General features: G+C 63.0%; 17 protein-coding genes. 1 reads left to right on the top strand and 16 read right to left on the bottom strand.

Translation table 11 applies throughout. The annotated features are described in order from the left end of the window. Positions 1 to 171: 171 nt before the first annotated feature. The 13 genes from MKK04_RS07360 to MKK04_RS07300 all read right to left on the bottom strand — a co-directional run bounded on the left by MKK04_RS07360 (position 172) and on the right by MKK04_RS07300 (position 11489). Positions 172 to 807: a TetR/AcrR family transcriptional regulator gene (locus MKK04_RS07360; RefSeq protein WP_003260720.1), complete on the bottom strand. Its 636-nt coding sequence runs from the start codon at positions 805 to 807 to the stop codon at positions 172 to 174. Positions 808 to 1478: 671 nt separating this feature from the next. Continuing rightward, positions 1479 to 2261 carry a TatD family hydrolase gene (locus tag MKK04_RS07355; protein ID WP_207832196.1) on the bottom strand — a complete coding sequence of 261 codons (783 nt, stop codon included), beginning with the start codon at positions 2259 to 2261 and terminating at the stop codon, positions 1479 to 1481. 30 nt (positions 2262 to 2291) lie between these two features. Then, on the bottom strand, positions 2292 to 3278 hold the full coding sequence (locus tag MKK04_RS07350; RefSeq protein ID WP_241106416.1) for a DNA polymerase III subunit delta': 987 nt from the start codon (positions 3276 to 3278) through the stop codon (positions 2292 to 2294). Further along, positions 3271 to 3903 (bottom strand): dTMP kinase, encoded by a 633-nt coding sequence (tmk, locus tag MKK04_RS07345; protein WP_063911726.1) that lies wholly within the window; start codon positions 3901 to 3903, stop codon positions 3271 to 3273. The genes MKK04_RS07350 and tmk overlap by 8 nt, the downstream gene beginning before the upstream one ends. Before the next feature lie 9 nt (positions 3904 to 3912). Next, complete coding sequence (gene mltG, locus MKK04_RS07340) at positions 3913 to 5109, bottom strand: endolytic transglycosylase MltG (protein WP_241106415.1); 1197 nt, start codon at positions 5107 to 5109, stop codon at positions 3913 to 3915. A gap of 4 nt (positions 5110 to 5113) precedes the next feature. Next, positions 5114 to 5929 carry an aminodeoxychorismate lyase gene (gene pabC / locus MKK04_RS07335; protein WP_207832200.1) on the bottom strand — a complete coding sequence of 272 codons (816 nt, stop codon included), beginning with the start codon at positions 5927 to 5929 and terminating at the stop codon, positions 5114 to 5116. Continuing rightward, positions 5929 to 7173 (bottom strand): beta-ketoacyl-ACP synthase II, encoded by a 1245-nt coding sequence (gene fabF, locus MKK04_RS07330; RefSeq protein ID WP_063911723.1) that lies wholly within the window; start codon positions 7171 to 7173, stop codon positions 5929 to 5931. Before fabF ends, pabC begins: the two co-directional genes overlap by 1 nt. Before the next feature lie 190 nt (positions 7174 to 7363). Next, positions 7364 to 7600 (bottom strand): acyl carrier protein, encoded by a 237-nt coding sequence (acpP, locus tag MKK04_RS07325; RefSeq protein WP_063911722.1) that lies wholly within the window; start codon positions 7598 to 7600, stop codon positions 7364 to 7366. Between the two features lie 203 nt (positions 7601 to 7803). Continuing rightward, positions 7804 to 8544: a 3-oxoacyl-ACP reductase FabG gene (gene fabG, locus MKK04_RS07320; protein ID WP_063911721.1), complete on the bottom strand. Its 741-nt coding sequence runs from the start codon at positions 8542 to 8544 to the stop codon at positions 7804 to 7806. A 15-nt stretch (positions 8545 to 8559) separates the two neighbouring features. Continuing rightward, entirely contained in the window at positions 8560 to 9498 is a 939-nt protein-coding gene (fabD, locus tag MKK04_RS07315; RefSeq protein WP_082888261.1) for an ACP S-malonyltransferase, read from the bottom strand. Positions 9499 to 9751: 253 nt separating this feature from the next. Next, positions 9752 to 10762 carry a phosphate acyltransferase PlsX gene (gene plsX, locus MKK04_RS07310; protein ID WP_075044133.1) on the bottom strand — a complete coding sequence of 337 codons (1011 nt, stop codon included), beginning with the start codon at positions 10760 to 10762 and terminating at the stop codon, positions 9752 to 9754. Between the two features lie 3 nt (positions 10763 to 10765). After that, the gene (gene rpmF / locus MKK04_RS07305; protein WP_003247154.1) at positions 10766 to 10948 is read right to left on the bottom strand and encodes a 50S ribosomal protein L32; all 183 of its coding nucleotides are present in this window, start codon (positions 10946 to 10948) and stop codon (positions 10766 to 10768) included. A gap of 13 nt (positions 10949 to 10961) precedes the next feature. Next, positions 10962 to 11489, bottom strand: a complete 528-nt coding sequence (locus MKK04_RS07300; protein ID WP_114170339.1) for a YceD family protein — start codon at positions 11487 to 11489, stop codon at positions 10962 to 10964. A gap of 96 nt (positions 11490 to 11585) precedes the next feature. Here MKK04_RS07300 and MKK04_RS07295 point away from each other — a divergent pair, with 96 nt between their 5' ends. Beyond that, positions 11586 to 12164: a Maf family protein gene (locus tag MKK04_RS07295; RefSeq protein ID WP_241106414.1), complete on the top strand. Its 579-nt coding sequence runs from the start codon at positions 11586 to 11588 to the stop codon at positions 12162 to 12164. 101 nt (positions 12165 to 12265) lie between these two features. Here the strand turns inward: MKK04_RS07295 and sppA are convergent, their stop codons facing one another. Genes sppA through rluC form a run of 3 tightly spaced genes read right to left on the bottom strand, consistent with a single transcriptional unit; the run spans position 12266 to position 14896 of the window. Further along, on the bottom strand, positions 12266 to 13255 hold the full coding sequence (gene sppA / locus MKK04_RS07290) for a signal peptide peptidase SppA (protein ID WP_207832204.1): 990 nt from the start codon (positions 13253 to 13255) through the stop codon (positions 12266 to 12268). A 6-nt stretch (positions 13256 to 13261) separates the two neighbouring features. Then, positions 13262 to 13936, bottom strand: a complete 675-nt coding sequence (locus MKK04_RS07285) for an HAD family hydrolase (RefSeq protein ID WP_207832206.1) — start codon at positions 13934 to 13936, stop codon at positions 13262 to 13264. A 3-nt stretch (positions 13937 to 13939) separates the two neighbouring features. Then, a complete protein-coding gene (gene rluC, locus MKK04_RS07280) occupies positions 13940 to 14896 on the bottom strand; it encodes a 23S rRNA pseudouridine(955/2504/2580) synthase RluC (RefSeq protein ID WP_013971570.1) in 957 nt (318 codons plus the stop codon). Positions 14897 to 15273: the final 377 nt, after the last annotated feature.

Here is a 15273-nt window from a genome sequence, read left to right as displayed (position 1 = left end):
ATGATGAGGGCTGGCAAAACCTGACTCATAAATCAGGTTTTTGCAAGCCCCTATCCTTTTTGCCGCTGTCGGTGTCGCCGTGCTGTCGCGGGAGCAGGCTTGTCAGTCATGGGGCTGCTGCGCAGCCCCAATAACGCTGCCTGGCAGGCTTCAGGGAGAGCCTGCACTATCTCAGTTGGAAGGTTCGGGATCGCGCTTGCGCTTGTTGCCCATGCGCACGCCAATGTCCATCAGGAACTGGAAGAAGCCTTCCTGATCCTCCAGCACATTGCTCCAGAACGGCGAGTGGTACAGCGCCACGGCACCGTGCACCAGCGCCCAGGCGGCGCAATAGTGGAAGTACGGCGGCACGTCTTCGAGCTTGCCTTCGCTGATACGGCCCTTGATCAACTGGGTCAGGCGGTCGAAGTTGGAGGCACGAATGCTGTGCAACTGCTCGACCATTTCCGGCACCTGGTTGCCCTTGACCACCTTTTCTTCCAGGCGGTCGAACAGCCGGTAACGCTGCGGGTCGCGCATGCGGAACTCGAAGTAGGCTCGCGACAGGGCTTCCTTGTCGCGGTCGACGTCGGCCGAATGCAACAGCGCGTTCAGGTCACGCTCGTAGTCGAGCATCAGGCGCAGGTAGATCTCCGCCTTGGACTTGAAGTGCTTGTAGATCGTGCCTTTGCCGATGCCCACGGCGTCAGCGATCATCTCGACGGTGACGCTGTCTTCACCCTGTTCGAGAAACAGCTTGAGCGCGGTGTCGAGGATTTCCTGTTCGCGGCGGCGAAACTCACGGACCTTACGAGGTTCTTTCTGCATAGGAAGGACTGGATGACAATCGAAGCGGTTTATTATGCCTAACTTGCGGGAAATTGCACGGATCATCCACGCATGTCTGTGTTTCACGATGCATACGGCCATGCGCTGCGGGAGGAATGAAACGTCGGCGTATTCCAAATCTGTTTAAAAAACGACCAATATGCACTGGCACTGCGCCAAACCTGACCAATACTTGAAGTGTTGGCGCGGCGCATCCCCCCCAAGTGGCGCGCCGATAAAGGTGCTCAGGGACCGCGTACCTTTGTTTTACTCCTAATGGTCTTAACCCGGATTCCCCCCCCAGAACCCGGGTTTTTTTTGGGTGTTTCGAGGAGGATTGCAGGCGGGCTACCAGGTGCCTGCCTCAAGTTTTGCAGCGCCTGTGAAATCGAGCGCCGCCCGCGCGGCGCATCGCGAGCGAAGCTCGCTCCTACATCTGTTTCGGGCCAGTATCGCCTGTGCCAGCGCGCGCGACCGCCTTGTTTGTACGACGCGATATCGAGCCATGCGCCAAGGCGTTCGCGCGCAAATCCCACAGGAATAATTGGCCCGAAAAAATGTAGGAGCGAGCTTCGCTCGCGATGCGCCGCGCGGGCGGCGCTCGATCTCACAGGCGCTAAAACTGCTATGGCGAGCCCCTGGTGGCCCTCACGCAATACCAACCCTGCGAATCAGCCCACCCGCGCCAACGGGAACAAGCGCTTGAAATTCGCCGTTGTCTGCTCAGCCAACTGCTCATAACTGGCCCCGCGCAACGAAGCGACGTACTCCGCCACCTCACGCACATACTGTGGCAAATTCGGCTTGCCCCGGTGCGGAATCGGCGCCAGATACGGCGAATCCGTCTCCACCAGCAACCGATCTACCGGTACCTGCCGCGCCACTTCACGCAGGGCATCGGCATTGCGGAAGGTAACGATGCCAGACAACGAAATGTAATACCCCAGGTCAAGCGCCGCCTTGGCCATGTCCCAGTCTTCGGTGAAGCAGTGCAGCACGCCAGCCTGCGGCAGGTTGGCCTCGCGCAGCAGCGCCAAGGTATCGGCACGCGCCGCACGGGTGTGCACGATCACCGGCTTGCCGGTCTGTCGCGAGGCCTCCAGATGCAGGCGGAACGACGCCTGCTGCAGCTCTGCAGCCTCCGGCTCGTAGTGGTAATCCAGCCCGGTTTCACCAATGGCCACCACATGTGGGTGAGCCAGTTCGCGCAGCAGCCATTCCAGCGCCGGCGTTTCGCCCGGCGCCAGGTCCAGCGGGTGTACGCCCACCGAGCAATCGACATCGGCGTACCGCTCGCTCAGCGCCTTCACCGCGCCAGCATTCTCGGCACTGACGCCAATACACAGAAAATGCCCGACCCCGCGCTCACGCGCCGCCTGCAGGGCAGCATCAAGGGAGCCCTGATGGGCGCTCAGGTCAAGACGGTCGAGGTGGCAATGGGAATCTACGAGCATGGGATAACAACACACATGAAAAATGGGAAATCAGCGGGCGCCCGGCAGTTGCAGCCAATGGGCCAGCAACGATTCAAGCAACAACGCACGGTTGAGGTTGGCCTTGCCCAGCACCTTCTGGCGCTGTTCCAGTATCCACGCCTGCACCTCCAGCACCTTGGCCTGGCGGCTCTTCTGCGCCAGGTACTGCACCACCTTGCGCATATCGGCCAAGCCTAGCCCCTCCTCGTCCTGGGTCAATTGGTAGCGCAGGATCAGGTGCGCCCAATCGCAGAACCAGTCGAACAGCAGCAACAGCGGCACACCGCTCCAGGCATCGGCGAGCTGGCTGGGCGATTGCTGCTGCTTGAGCAGCTTCTTCACCCCGTCGGTGACCAGCGCGCGCTGCTCGCGCACGCCTTGCGCCTGCAGGCTGACGGCCATCAGCGGCGAACCGGCCGCCAGGGTCAGCAACTCGTCGCGCTCGGCCTCGTCACTGTCGGGCAGCGCGCCGGCCAGCCAGGCCTGGCTCTGGGCCAGGCTGGGCTGCGGGCAGGCCACCTGCTGGCAACGGCTCTTGATGGTCGGCAACAGGCGGCTGGGCTGGTGGGTGACCAGCAGCAACACGGTATCGCCAGAGGGCTCCTCGAGGCTCTTGAGCAGGGCGTTGGAGGCGTTGACGTTCATCGCCTCCACCGGCTCGATCAGCACCACCTTGCGCCCACCCAGCTGCGCAGTCTGCACCACGAAGGCCACCAGCTCGCGCACCTGGTCGACCTTGATCGGCTTGTCGGCTTCTTCGGGCTCGAGGACAAAGTTGTCCGGGTGGCTGCCGGCCTTGAGCAGCAAGCAGGACTTGCACTCGCCACAGGCCTCCAGGCCTTGTGGGTGCTGGCACAGCAGGCGGGCCATCAGGCGCTCGGCCAGGGCGCGCTTGCCAATCCCCTGCGGCCCATGCAGCAGGTAGGCGTGAGCGTGCTGGCTACGGCCGGCCAGTTGCTGCCAGAGTGCCTCCTGCCAAGGATAGGCCTCAGCCACGGCAACGCTCCACGATGCCTGGCAGCAGCGCATCGATGGCACGCTGCACGGCTTCCAGAGGCTGGGCGGCATCGAGCAGGCTATAGCGCTGCGGTTCCCGCCCGGCGCGTTGCAGGTAGGCCTGGCGCACCGCTTCGAAGAACCCCTGGCCTTCCTGCTCGAAACGGTCCAGGCGGCCACGGGCGGCGGCACGGGCCAGGCCCACCTCGACCGGCAGGTCGAAGACCAGGGTCAGGTCCGGGCGCAGGTCGCCCTGGACGAATTGCTCCAGAGTAGCGATACGCTCTACTGGCAAACCGCGCCCGCCCCCCTGATAGGCGTATGTGGCATCGGTAAATCTGTCACACAAAACGACAGCCCCGCGGGCCAGCGCTGGACGAATCACCTGGGCCAGGTGCTGTGCACGCGCAGCAAACACCAGCAGCAACTCGGTGTCGGCCGCCATGCTTTCGTCGCTGGGCGCCAACAGCAGCTCACGCACCTTTTCGGCCAGCGGCGTACCGCCGGGTTCACGGGTGAGCACCACGTCCAGCCCCTGCTCACGCAGGCGTGCAGCCAGGTAGTCGCGGTTGGTGCTCTTGCCCGCGCCTTCGGGGCCTTCCAAAGTAATAAACAAGCCGCTCACGGGCAGTCCTTAATGTTGTTCGTCAGGCATCGGCCGTTCGGCCGCTTGCGCGCCGCCGGCAGGGGCGTCCTGCACAGGCGGCTGATCGAGTGCCGGCTGCGCAGTAGAGTCGTCCTCAGGCGCCTCGGGCTGTTCGGCCTCGCCGGCACCCGGCTGTGGCTCTGGCTGCGATTGCGGCGCAGGGCTGGAGCGGTAGTCCGCACGGCGCTTGAGCTGGAACTCGCGCACCGCCGAGTTGTGGTCGTCGAGGTCGTCGGAAAACACATGGCTGCCATCGCCACGGGCGACGAAGTACAGGCTGGTGCCATCGGACGGGTTGAGCGCCGCGTGAATCGCCTCGCGGCCGACCATGGCAATCGGGGTCGGCGGCAGGCCGGTGATGGTGTAGGTGTTGTACGGCGTCGGCTCGCGCAGGTCGGCGCGGGTGATCTTGCCATTGTAGCGCTCACCCATGCCGTAGATCACCGTCGGGTCGGTCTGCAGCATCATGCCCAGGCGCAGGCGCCGTACGAAAACCCCGGCGATCTGCCCGCGCTCCTGGGGAATGCCGGTTTCCTTCTCCACCAGCGAGGCCATGATCAACGCCTGGTACGGGTCACGGTATGGCAGGTCGGTGGTGCGCTCGGCCCACTCCTTGGCCAGCACTTCATCCAGGCGCATATAGGCCTGCTGCAGCAACTCGACATCGCTCATGCCGCGCACGAAGCGGTAGGTGTCCGGGAAGAAGCGCCCCTCGGGGAACACGCCGGTATGGCCGAGCTTGTCCATGACTTCCGCGTCGGACAGGCCGTCCAGGGTGTGCTTGATCTTTTCATGCTTGGCCACAGCCGAGCGCACCTGGCGGAAGGTCCAGCCTTCGACCAGGGTCAGGTTGTACTGCACCACATCAGCCCGACGCCAGGCATCGAACAGCTGCTCCACGGTCATGCCGGGTGTCAGGCGGTACTCGCCGGTGTGCAGGGGCGTGCCGGCCATGTTGAAGCGCCAGTACAGGCGCAACCAGACGGCGTCGTCGAGCAACCCTTCGTTCTGCATGCGATAGAACATGCGGTTGGGGGTGGTGCCATTGGGCACGTCGAGCAGGCGCTCCTGCGTGACGTGCAGGGGCTGCTCCAGGACCGAGTTGACCTTCCAGGCCGACCAGCCCACAGCCAGGCCGGCGAGGATCAAGCCCATTTCCAGCAGCAGCAGGAATTTACGTCTCACGAATTCAGGTTTCCAGTAACGTACGGGCAACGGCCTGCAGTTTACGGGTGAGCGGGCCCGGCGACCAGTTTAGCGCGGCAACGCCACGCACAGGCCAGACACCGTAGACGCTATTGCAAACAAATACTTCATCTGCCTGCTCCAGCGCGTCGAACGGCAAGTCGCAGACCTGCACCGGGATGCCTTGCAGCGCTGCCTGTTCCAGCAACGCAGCCCGCATCACGCCAGCGACGCCACAGCGGCTGAGATCGGCCGTGAGCAGTACGCCATCGCGCACCAGGAACAGATTGCTGTACACCCCTTCGATCACCCTGCCCTGCCCGTCACGCATCAGGCCTTCGGCATGTTCGCTGTCCTGCCATTCGGCACGGGCCAGTACCTGCTCCAGGCGGTTGAGATGTTTGAGGCCAGCCAGCAGCGGTTGTTCCCCAAGCCGGGTCTGGCACGGGAACAAGCGCACGCCGCGTTCGGCATGTTCGACAGGATAGCTGGGCAACGGGCTGCCCTGCAGGATACGTCGCGGCGCGACACCGGCAACCGGGGCGTAACCGCGCTGGCTGTCGCCACGGGTAATGATGAGTTTGGCCACACCATCACCGAGCTGGCTGGCATAGCGCAGGAGTTCGTCGCGCACCAGCGCCAGGTCGGCGCTGATCGCCAGGCGCTGGCAACCCAGCGCCAGGCGTGCAAGATGGCCGTCCAGCAGGCTGGGCCGGCCGCCGCGCACGGCGATGGTCTCGAACAGGCCATCGCCGTAGGCCAGGCCGCGGTTCTGCAGGTTGACTGCAGCTGCCGGCTGGCCATCGATCCAGCTGTGCATCAACCGGCGAACCGGCGGAATACCAGCGAACCGTTGGTGCCGCCAAAGCCGAACGAGTTGGACAGCACCACATCGATCGGCATGCTGCGCGCCTGGTGCGGCACGAAGTCGAGGTCGCAGCCTTCGTCCGGCTCGTCCAGGTTGATGGTGGGCGGAGCCATCTGGCTGTTGATCGCCAGCACGCTGAAGATCGCTTCCACGGCACCGGCGGCGCCCAGCAGGTGGCCAGTCATCGACTTGGTCGAGCTGACCGCCAGCTTGTAGGCATGCTCACCGAACACGCGCTTGATCGCCGCCACTTCGGCCACGTCGCCCGCCGGGGTCGAGGTGCCGTGGGCGTTGATGTAGCTGACCTCTTCCGGCTGGATGCCGGCATCGCGCAGGGCGTTGGCCATGCAGCGGGCAGCGCCTTCACCGGTGTCGGGTGGCGAAGTCATGTGGTAGGCGTCGCCGCTCATGCCAAAGCCGACCAGCTCGGCATAGATGGTCGCGCCGCGTGCCTGGGCATGCTCCAGCTCTTCGAGCACCAGGGCACCGGCACCGTCGGACAGCACGAAGCCGTCACGGCCCTTGTCCCATGGGCGGCTTGCCCGGCTTGGCTCGTCGTTGCGGGTGGACAGTGCACGCGAGGCACCGAAACCGCCCATGCCGAGGCCGCAGGCGGCCATTTCGGCGCCGCCGGCGATCATCACGTCGGCTTCACCGTAAGCGATGTTGCGCGCAGCCATGCCGATGCAATGGGTGCCCGTGGTGCAGGCAGTGGCAATGGCGTAGTTCGGCCCTTGCAACCCCAGGTGGATCGACAGGAAGCCGGAGATCATGTTGATGATCGAGCCTGGCACGAAGAACGGCGAAATACGACGCGGCCCCGAATCGTGCAGGGTGCGGCTGGTTTCTTCGATGTTGGTCAGGCCACCGATACCCGAGCCCATGGCCACACCAATACGCTGGCGGTTGGCGTCGGTGACTTCCAGGCCGGCATTACGCACCGCCTGGAACCCTGCCGCCAGGCCGTACTGGATGAACAGATCGAGTTTGCGGGCCTCTTTGGCCGACAGGTATTGCTCGACCTCGAAGCCTTTCACCGAGCCGCCAAAACGGGTGGAGTAGGCAGACAGGTCCGTGTGTTCGATCGGACCGATGCCACTGCGGCCAGCCAGAATGCCCTGCCAGGTGCTCGGTACATCGGTACCCAGTGGCGACAGCATACCCATACCGGTGACCACGACGCGTCTACGCGACACAGTACTCTCCTTTTTCTAATCACAGAGTTTCTTGCCATTGCATTACAAGCAATGGAATGAAATGGCAACAAGCTCTAGGTGCTCGGTGAACGAGGCCGACCTGCAAAATACAGGGCGCTCGCAAAGAAAAAACCGCACGCCGGCAAAGGCAGTGCGGTTTTTCCCGACAAGAAGCGTCGACTACAGCGTCTTAGGCCTGGTGGCTTTTGACGTAGTCTACAGCAGCTTGAACGGTAGTGATCTTCTCGGCTTCTTCGTCAGGGATTTCGGTCTCGAATTCCTCTTCCAGAGCCATCACCAGCTCAACGGTGTCAAGCGAATCGGCACCCAGGTCATCGACGAAGGACTTCTCGAGAGTCACTTCCTCTTCCTTGACGCCCAGTTGCTCGGCGACGATTTTCTTGACGCGTTCTTCGATGGTGCTCATACCTAGTTTTCACTCCTAATGGACATATGTCAGGCAGCTGGCCGGTGGCTAATTTTATAGAAAGACGTTCGCTTTTCAAGCTAAACGCACTTTCACACCAGTCACCACACCCGCTGCCTGGAATCTGGTTGCAGCTTTATAACGGATTTTAGGCTCGCAGTATGACTCTTTTTTTACGAAATCCGTCACATTGAGTTGCAGTGTTACATGTACATCCCGCCGTTGACCGGCACGGTGGCGCCGGTAACGTAGGCTGCGCCGTCGGATGCCAGGAACGAAACCACCTTGGCAATTTCGTCGGCCTGGCCCAGGCGGCCCAGCGGGATCTGGGTCTGCAGGGCTTCGCGCTGCGCTTCTGGCAGCTCGCGGGTCATGTCGGTGTCGATGAAGCCCGGAGTCACCGAGTTGACGGTGATGCCACGCGAGCCCACTTCACGCGCCAGAGCGCGACTGAAGCCTTCCAGGCCGGCCTTGGCGGCCGCGTAGTTGGCCTGGCCGGCGTTGCCCATGGCACCGACGACCGAGCCGATGCTGATGATACGACCCCAACGCGCCTTGGTCATGCCGCGCAGCACACCCTTGGACAGACGGTAGAGGCTGTTCAGATTGGTATCGATCACGTCGAACCACTCGTCGTCCTTCATGCGCAGCATGAGGTTGTCGCGTGTGATACCGGCGTTGTTGACCAGGATGGCCGGTGCGCCGAACTGCTCACCGATGGCGGCCAGTACAGCCTCAACCGATTCGGCGCTGGTCACGTTCAGTTCCATGCCAGTACCGGCGATGCCGTGCTCTTTCAGGGTGGCAGCAATGCGCTCGGCGCCGGAAGCCGAAGTGGCGGTGCCGATCACGGTCGCGCCCTGGCGACCCAGTTCGAGGGCGATGGCCTGGCCAATGCCACGGCTGGCGCCGGTGACCAGTGCAACTTTACCTTGCAGGCTCATGCAAGCTTCTCCAAATCAGGCCAGTGCCGCGCGGGTGGCGGCAACGGCGTCAGGGGTATTGAGGTTGTAGGTGGTCACGCCGTCGGCGCAACGCTTGTTCAAGCCCGCCAGAACCTTGCCCGGGCCGCACTCGACCAGGTTGACCGCACCGTTCGCGGCCAGGGTCTGCACGCATTCGACCCAGCGCACCGGCTGGTACAGCTGTGCCAGCAGGTCGTGCTTGAGGGCGCCGAGATCAGCGGCAACGGCAGCGGTGACGTTCTGCACCACAGGAATTTGCGGAGCCTGCCATTCGATGGCGTTGACCGCCTCGGCAAAGCGCTCGGCAGCCGGTTTCATCAGCGCGCAGTGCGACGGCACGCTGACCGCCAGCGGCAGGGCGCGCTTGGCACCCTTGGCCTTGCACAGCTCGATGGCGCGATCGACGGCGGCCTTGTTGCCGGCGATGACCACCTGGCCTGGCGAGTTGAAGTTGACCGCGCTGACCACTTGGTCCTCGGCCGCTTCGGCGCAGATTTCCACGACCACGGCGTCATCCAGGCCGAGAATGGCGGCCATGGCGCCATGGCCGGCCGGCACGGCTTCCTGCATCAGCTGACCACGGCGCTCGACCAGGCGCACGGCATCCTTCAGGCTCAGGCTGCCAGCGGCAACCAGGGCGCTGTATTCACCCAGGCTGTGACCAGAGACGAAGGCCGGCCTGGCACCGCCTTCTTCCAGCCACAGGCGCCACAGCGCGATGGACGCGGTGAGGATGGCCGGCTGGGTCTTGTCGGTCTGGTTGAGTTGCTCTTCCGGGCCTTCCTGGACCAGCTTCCACAGGTCGTAACCGAGTGCCTCGGACGCTTCCTTGAAGGTTTCGATGATCACTGGCTTCTCGGCGCCGAGCTCGGCGAGCATGCCCAGCGACTGGGAACCTTGACCGGGAAAGACGAATGCGAGAGATGCAGACATTGAACAAGCCCTTATGATCTTGTCGTCGGATAGGGTGCGCCAGGCCCTGGGCCAGGCGCGGAATCTGAAAGCTTGGATGGATACGCAGACCAAGCGGTCACATTTAAGCACTTCATCAGCGATATGCCTAAGGTCTTTGTTCCTTCAGTGACGGCCCTTTCGCGGGTGAACCCGCTCCCACAGGGTTACCCCAGGCCTGAAGGTCGTGGGGCACCTGTGGGAGCGGGTTTACCCGCGAAGGTGTCGGCACAGGCTACAACAGCAAATCCTCCAGCCGCCCATGCAAGCGCTGCGGCAGGTTTTCCTGGATCTCGATCAACGCCCGCTGGATGGCACTCTGGAAGCCCTGCACCCCCGCCGAGCCATGGCTCTTGATGACGATGCCCTGCAACCCCAGGAAGCTCGCACCATTGTGCCGCGCCGGCGCCAGGTCGGCCTGCAGGCGCTTGAGCAGTGGCATGGCCACGGCCCCGGCTGCCCGCGACAACACGCCGCCCTTGAACAACTGCTCGATGCGCGCACCGATCATCGTCGCCAGCCCTTCACTGGACTTGAGCAGGATGTTGCCGACGAACCCGTCGCACACCACCACATCGGCTTCGCCGCGATACAACCCGTCACCTTCGACGAAGCCTATGTAGTTGAGCCCGCGGGCGTTCTGCAACAGGCTGGCCGCCAGCTTGACCTGCTGGTTGCCCTTGATGTCTTCAGTACCGATGTTCAATAGCGCCACGCGCGGCCGCTGCACACCCAGGGCCTGGGCGGCCACCGAGCCCATCACGGCGAACTGGTAGAGGTTTTCAGCGCTGCAGTCGACATTGGCGCCCAGGTCGAGCAACTGGCAGTAGCCGGTCTGGGTCGGGATCGCCGCCACCATCGCCGGCCGGTCGATACCCGGCAGCGTCTTGAGCACGAAACGCGACAGCGCCATCAGCGCCCCGGTGTTGCCGGCACTGACGCAGGCCTGGGCCTTGCCGTCGCGCACCAGTTCGAGGGCGATGCGCATCGACGAGTCCGGCTTGCCGCGCAGCGCCTGGGATGGCCGTTCGTCCATGCCGACCACCTCGCTTGCGGCCACGATCTGCAGGCGCGCGCGATCCGCAGCCGCAAGGCCGCTGACAAGATCTTCTAGGAGGGAGGGTTGACCGACGAGGGTCAGGTGCAGCGAGGGGGTAGCCGAAAGGCAGGCAATGCTAGCCTGGACAATGCTGCGGGGACCGAAGTCCCCGCCCATTGCGTCGATCGCGATGATCTGAGCGGACAAGGATTACTCGTCAGCGCCCTTGTCGACCACTTTGCGACCACGGTATACGCCTTCTGGCGAAACGTGGTGACGCAGGTGAACTTCACCGGTGGTTTTCTCTACCGACAGCGCGTTTTCCGACAGGGCGTCGTGCGAACGGCGCATGTCACGGGCAGAGCGGGATTTTTTGTTCTGCTGAACAGCCATAATTGATTAACTCCTAAACGTTTGGGTCACGCTTTAACTGCGCCAAAACACTGAACGGGTTGGACCGCGATACCTCGTCCTTGCTCGATTCGGGCTCGTCTGCGCCCGCCGGCTGCTGGCATTCTTCCGGATGGTGAGCAGGCACGATTGGCAAGGCAAGCAAAAGCTCTTCCTCGACCAATGCCTGCAGATCCAAAGGATCTTCGCCCAGTTCCAGCACGTCATAGCCTTTCGGCAACGACTGGGTATTCGCACCCTCCTTCACCACGGCGTACGTACATTCGCTGTGGATCGGCAGGGTGACCAGCTCAAGACAACGCTGGCAAACCATCTTGACTTCGACGTCCAGCTCGCTGTGGATAACCACCACGTGCTGTTCATCTCGTTCAAAATCGAACTTCGCCTGCACCGTACCGACATTGTCGGAAAGCGGGTCGCAGAGTCTTTCCAAATCAGCGAGTTGCAGCGAACCGTTAATGGTTACGCCACGATCGGCTAATTTGCGCGGGTCAACGTGAGGTGGAATCGGGTCATTCAACATAGGCGCAGCATTCTAGGGATGCCCCCCGCCCCTGTCAAAGGAAATTCGGCGGCATCGTGCGTGATAGAATTTGTTCAACTGATTCAGGAGTCTACCATGCTTCCTCTGTTACTGGCTTCCAGCTCTGCCTATCGCCGCGAACTGCTCGCGCGCCTGCGCCTGCCCTTCACCTGGGCAAGCCCCGACATAGACGAGCGGCGCCTGGATGACGAACCCGCGGTGGAGCTGGTGCGCCGGCTGGCCAGGCAAAAAGCCGAAGCCCTGGCGGGCAGCCACCCCGAGCACCTGATCATCGGCTCGGACCAGGTTGCGGTACTGGGCGAACAGGTACTGGGCAAACCACATACGTTCGAGCGGGCCTGCGAGCAGCTGCTGGAGTGCAGCGGGCAGCAGGTGAGCTTCCTGACCGGGTTGGCATTGCTGAACAGCGCCACCGGGCACTGCCAGGTGGACTGCGTGCCGTTTACCGTGACCCTGCGCGAACTGGACCGGGAGCGGGTGGAGCGCTACGTGGCGGCAGAACAGCCGCTGGACTGCGCCGGGAGTTTCAAGGCGGAGGGGCTGGGGGTGAGTTTGTTCCAGAGCACACACGGGTGCGATGCGACCAGCCTGATTGGGCTGCCGTTGATTCGGCTAGTGGATATGTTGACCAAGGAAGGAGTGATTATCCCGTAGTTCGCCTCAAGATTTTTTTGCGCCTGACAGATCGAGCGCCGCCCGCGCGGCGCTCGATCTCACAGACGACGCAAAACCCAAGACCGCCACCCTGCACAAAATCAGCGCAACTGCGGCCCCTGGAACCCCATCCACATCGCCAGGCGCTCAGCCACGCTGGCCCCCACGCGCTTGGAGAAGCGATCGAGCGCCGATTCCTGCACAGTGAAGTCCACCAGCTCCTTCTCACCCACGATCTCACGCGCCACATAGCTGGCACTGCCCAGCCCATCCACCAGTCCCAGCTCCTTGGCCTGCTCACCCGACCAGACCAGACCACTGAACAGCTCCGGGTGCTCCTTGTCCTTGAGCCGATCACCCCTCCCCTGCTTGACCATGGCAATGAACTGCTGGTGCGTGGTGTTCAGCACGCCCTGCCAGAACTCGGTCTCTTCCGGCTTCTGCGGCGAGAACGGATCGAGGAAGGCCTTGTGCTCGCCCGCAGTGTAGGTACGCCGCTCCACACCTAGCTTCTCCATGGTGCCGACAAAGCCATAACCAGCCGCTGTCACACCAATCGAGCCCACCAGACTGGCCTTGTCGGCATAGATCTCGTCCGCCGCGCTGGCGATGTAGTAGGCACCGGAAGCGCCAAGGTCGGTGATGACCGCATACAGCTTGATAGCCGGGTATTCGGCACGCAGGCGGCGGATTTCGTCATACACGTAACCCGACTGCACCGGGCTGCCGCCCGGGCTGTTGATACGCATCACCACAGCCTTGGTCTTGCTGTCCTTGAAGGCCTCGCGCAGGCTCTTGACGATATTGTCGGCACTGGCAGGCTCCTGGTCGGCAATCACCCCGCGCACCTCGACCAGCGCGGTATGGCTGGCACTGCGCGACGCCGCCTTGTCCATGTCCATCAACGGTGTGAACAAGGCCAGGATGCCGAACAGGTAGACGAAGGTCAGCAACTTGAAGAAGATCCCCCAGCGTCGCGCCCGTCGCTGCTCCTGAACACCTGCCAGCAGGGTCTTTTCCAGCAGCTTCCAGCTCTTGCGCTCTTCGCGCTCCTCGGGTTCGGCCTCGGGGGCTTTCCATTCGTCTGCCATGCTTACCTACCTTGGAAATGGAATTGCGGAACCACCCAGCCACTCACGCAACTGGGAGAAATGATCAATGCACACCTGCGGACCAAACTCGGCCAGCGCCTGCAACGACATGGCACCATAGCCCACGGCCACCGAATGCATGCCGGCATTGCTGGCCATCTGCAGGTCGAATGCCGAATCGCCAACCATCAGCGCGCGCCCCGGTTCGACAGCGCAATGGCCGAGGATTTCCTCGAGCATCCGCGGATGCGGCTTGCCGCGGGTCTCGTCGGCAGCGCGGGTGATGTCGAAGAACTGCTCCCAGCCATTGGCCTTGAGCACCCGATCCAGCCCACGACGCGCCTTGCCGGTGGCCACCGCCAGGCGGTAACCCTCGGCACGGAAGGCATCCAGCGACTCGACCACACCCTCGAACAGCGGCGACGGCTGCTGGTCCAGAGCCATGTAGATATCGGCATAGTGCTGACGGAAGCTTTCGACCTGCGCCGGCGCCAGGTGCGGGTACAGGGTGTGGATCGCCTCGCCCAGGGCCAGGCCGATGATGCCCTTGACCGCAGCCTCGCTGCTTTGCGCCTCACCGGCACGCTCGGCGGCGGCGTTCATGGCCTCGACGATACGCCCGATAGAGTCGGCCAAGGTGCCGTCCCAGTCGAAGATCAGTAGCTCATAGCCTTTTTTCATAGGTCAGGACGCACTCAGACGCTCAACGGTTTTCGCCCAGACTTCATCCACCGGCGCTTCGAGCTTCAGCTCACCACCGTCCGGCAGCGGCACGGTCAGCGCGTAGGCATGCAGGAACAGGCGCTTGCCGCCCAGGTCGCGAATCTCGCGGCTGAAGTCTTCGTCGCCATACTTGCTGTCGCCAGCGATCATATGCCCGGCATGCAGGGTGTGCACGCGGATCTGGTGAGTACGACCGGTGATCGGGCGCGCCTCGACAATGGTGGCGAACTCGCCGAAGCGGCGCAGCACGCGGAACAGGGTCAGCGCCTCTTTGCCCTCGTCGTTCACCTCGACCATGCGCTCGCCGGAACGCAGGTTGCTCTTGAGCAACGGCGCACTGACCTGCTTCTTCGAGGTCGGCCAATGGCCGCGCACCAGCGCCATGTAGCGCTTGTCGACACCATCACCGCGCAGCGCGGCGTGCAAGTGGCGCAGCATGCTGCGCTTCTTGGCGATCATCAGCAGGCCGGAGGTATCGCGGTCCAGGCGATGCACCAGCTCCAGCTCCTTGGCGTCCGGGCGCAACTGGCGCAGCGCCTCGATCACGCCGAAACTCAGGCCGCTGCCGCCATGCACGGCGATGCCGGCCGGCTTGTTCATCACGATCAGCGCCTTGTCTTCGTAGACGATGGCCGCCTCCAGGCGCTGCAGCAGGCCCTGGGCCACCGGCGCCGGTTCGTCACGTTCCGGCAGGCGGACGGGCGGTACCCGCACGATATCGCCGGCCTGGATCTTGTACTCTGGCTTGACGCGCCCCTTGTTGACCCGTACTTCACCCTTGCGCAGGATGCGGTAGACCAAGGTCTTGGGCACGCCCTTGAGGGCCGTGATGAGGAAATTGTCGATGCGTTGGCCGGCAAGTTCCGGCGCGACTTCGATCAGCTGAACGCCGGAAGTCGGAGGGGTATTGGTCGTCATGGCGGGATCATAACAATTTTTTATGGAATTGAAGCACTTAATCATTGCTGCTATAGTCGCGAACGCCGCCAAAAGCGGCAGGCCAGCGGCACCAGGCTTCCAGCCGGCCCCTGACCAACGCAATTCTCCAGGACGCGAGGCCGTCCTACGGGGTTTTCGCCAGTTTACCGAATTGCCTGGAATCGCCACCAGCGCTGTGTAGAGAAGACCGAAAAAAACGACAAGTGCGGTGTTTCACCTGCTTACCCGATTCTTTTCGCTGCACCTCTGCCCGCCCCGTCGCTTCCACGCAACGCCCGGCGAATGCTTCGGAAATACCTGCCTTGGACATGAATGGCGCCAGCGCAGAACCTGCGCTGGCGAAAAATGCAACCCGT

Origin of the sequence: Pseudomonas sp. LS.1a (assembly GCF_022533585.1) — a bacterium.
Lineage (GTDB): Bacteria > Pseudomonadota > Gammaproteobacteria > Pseudomonadales > Pseudomonadaceae > Aquipseudomonas.
The sequence above is the reverse complement of the archived record's forward strand: the minus strand, read 5'-3'. Positions and strand labels throughout refer to the sequence as shown.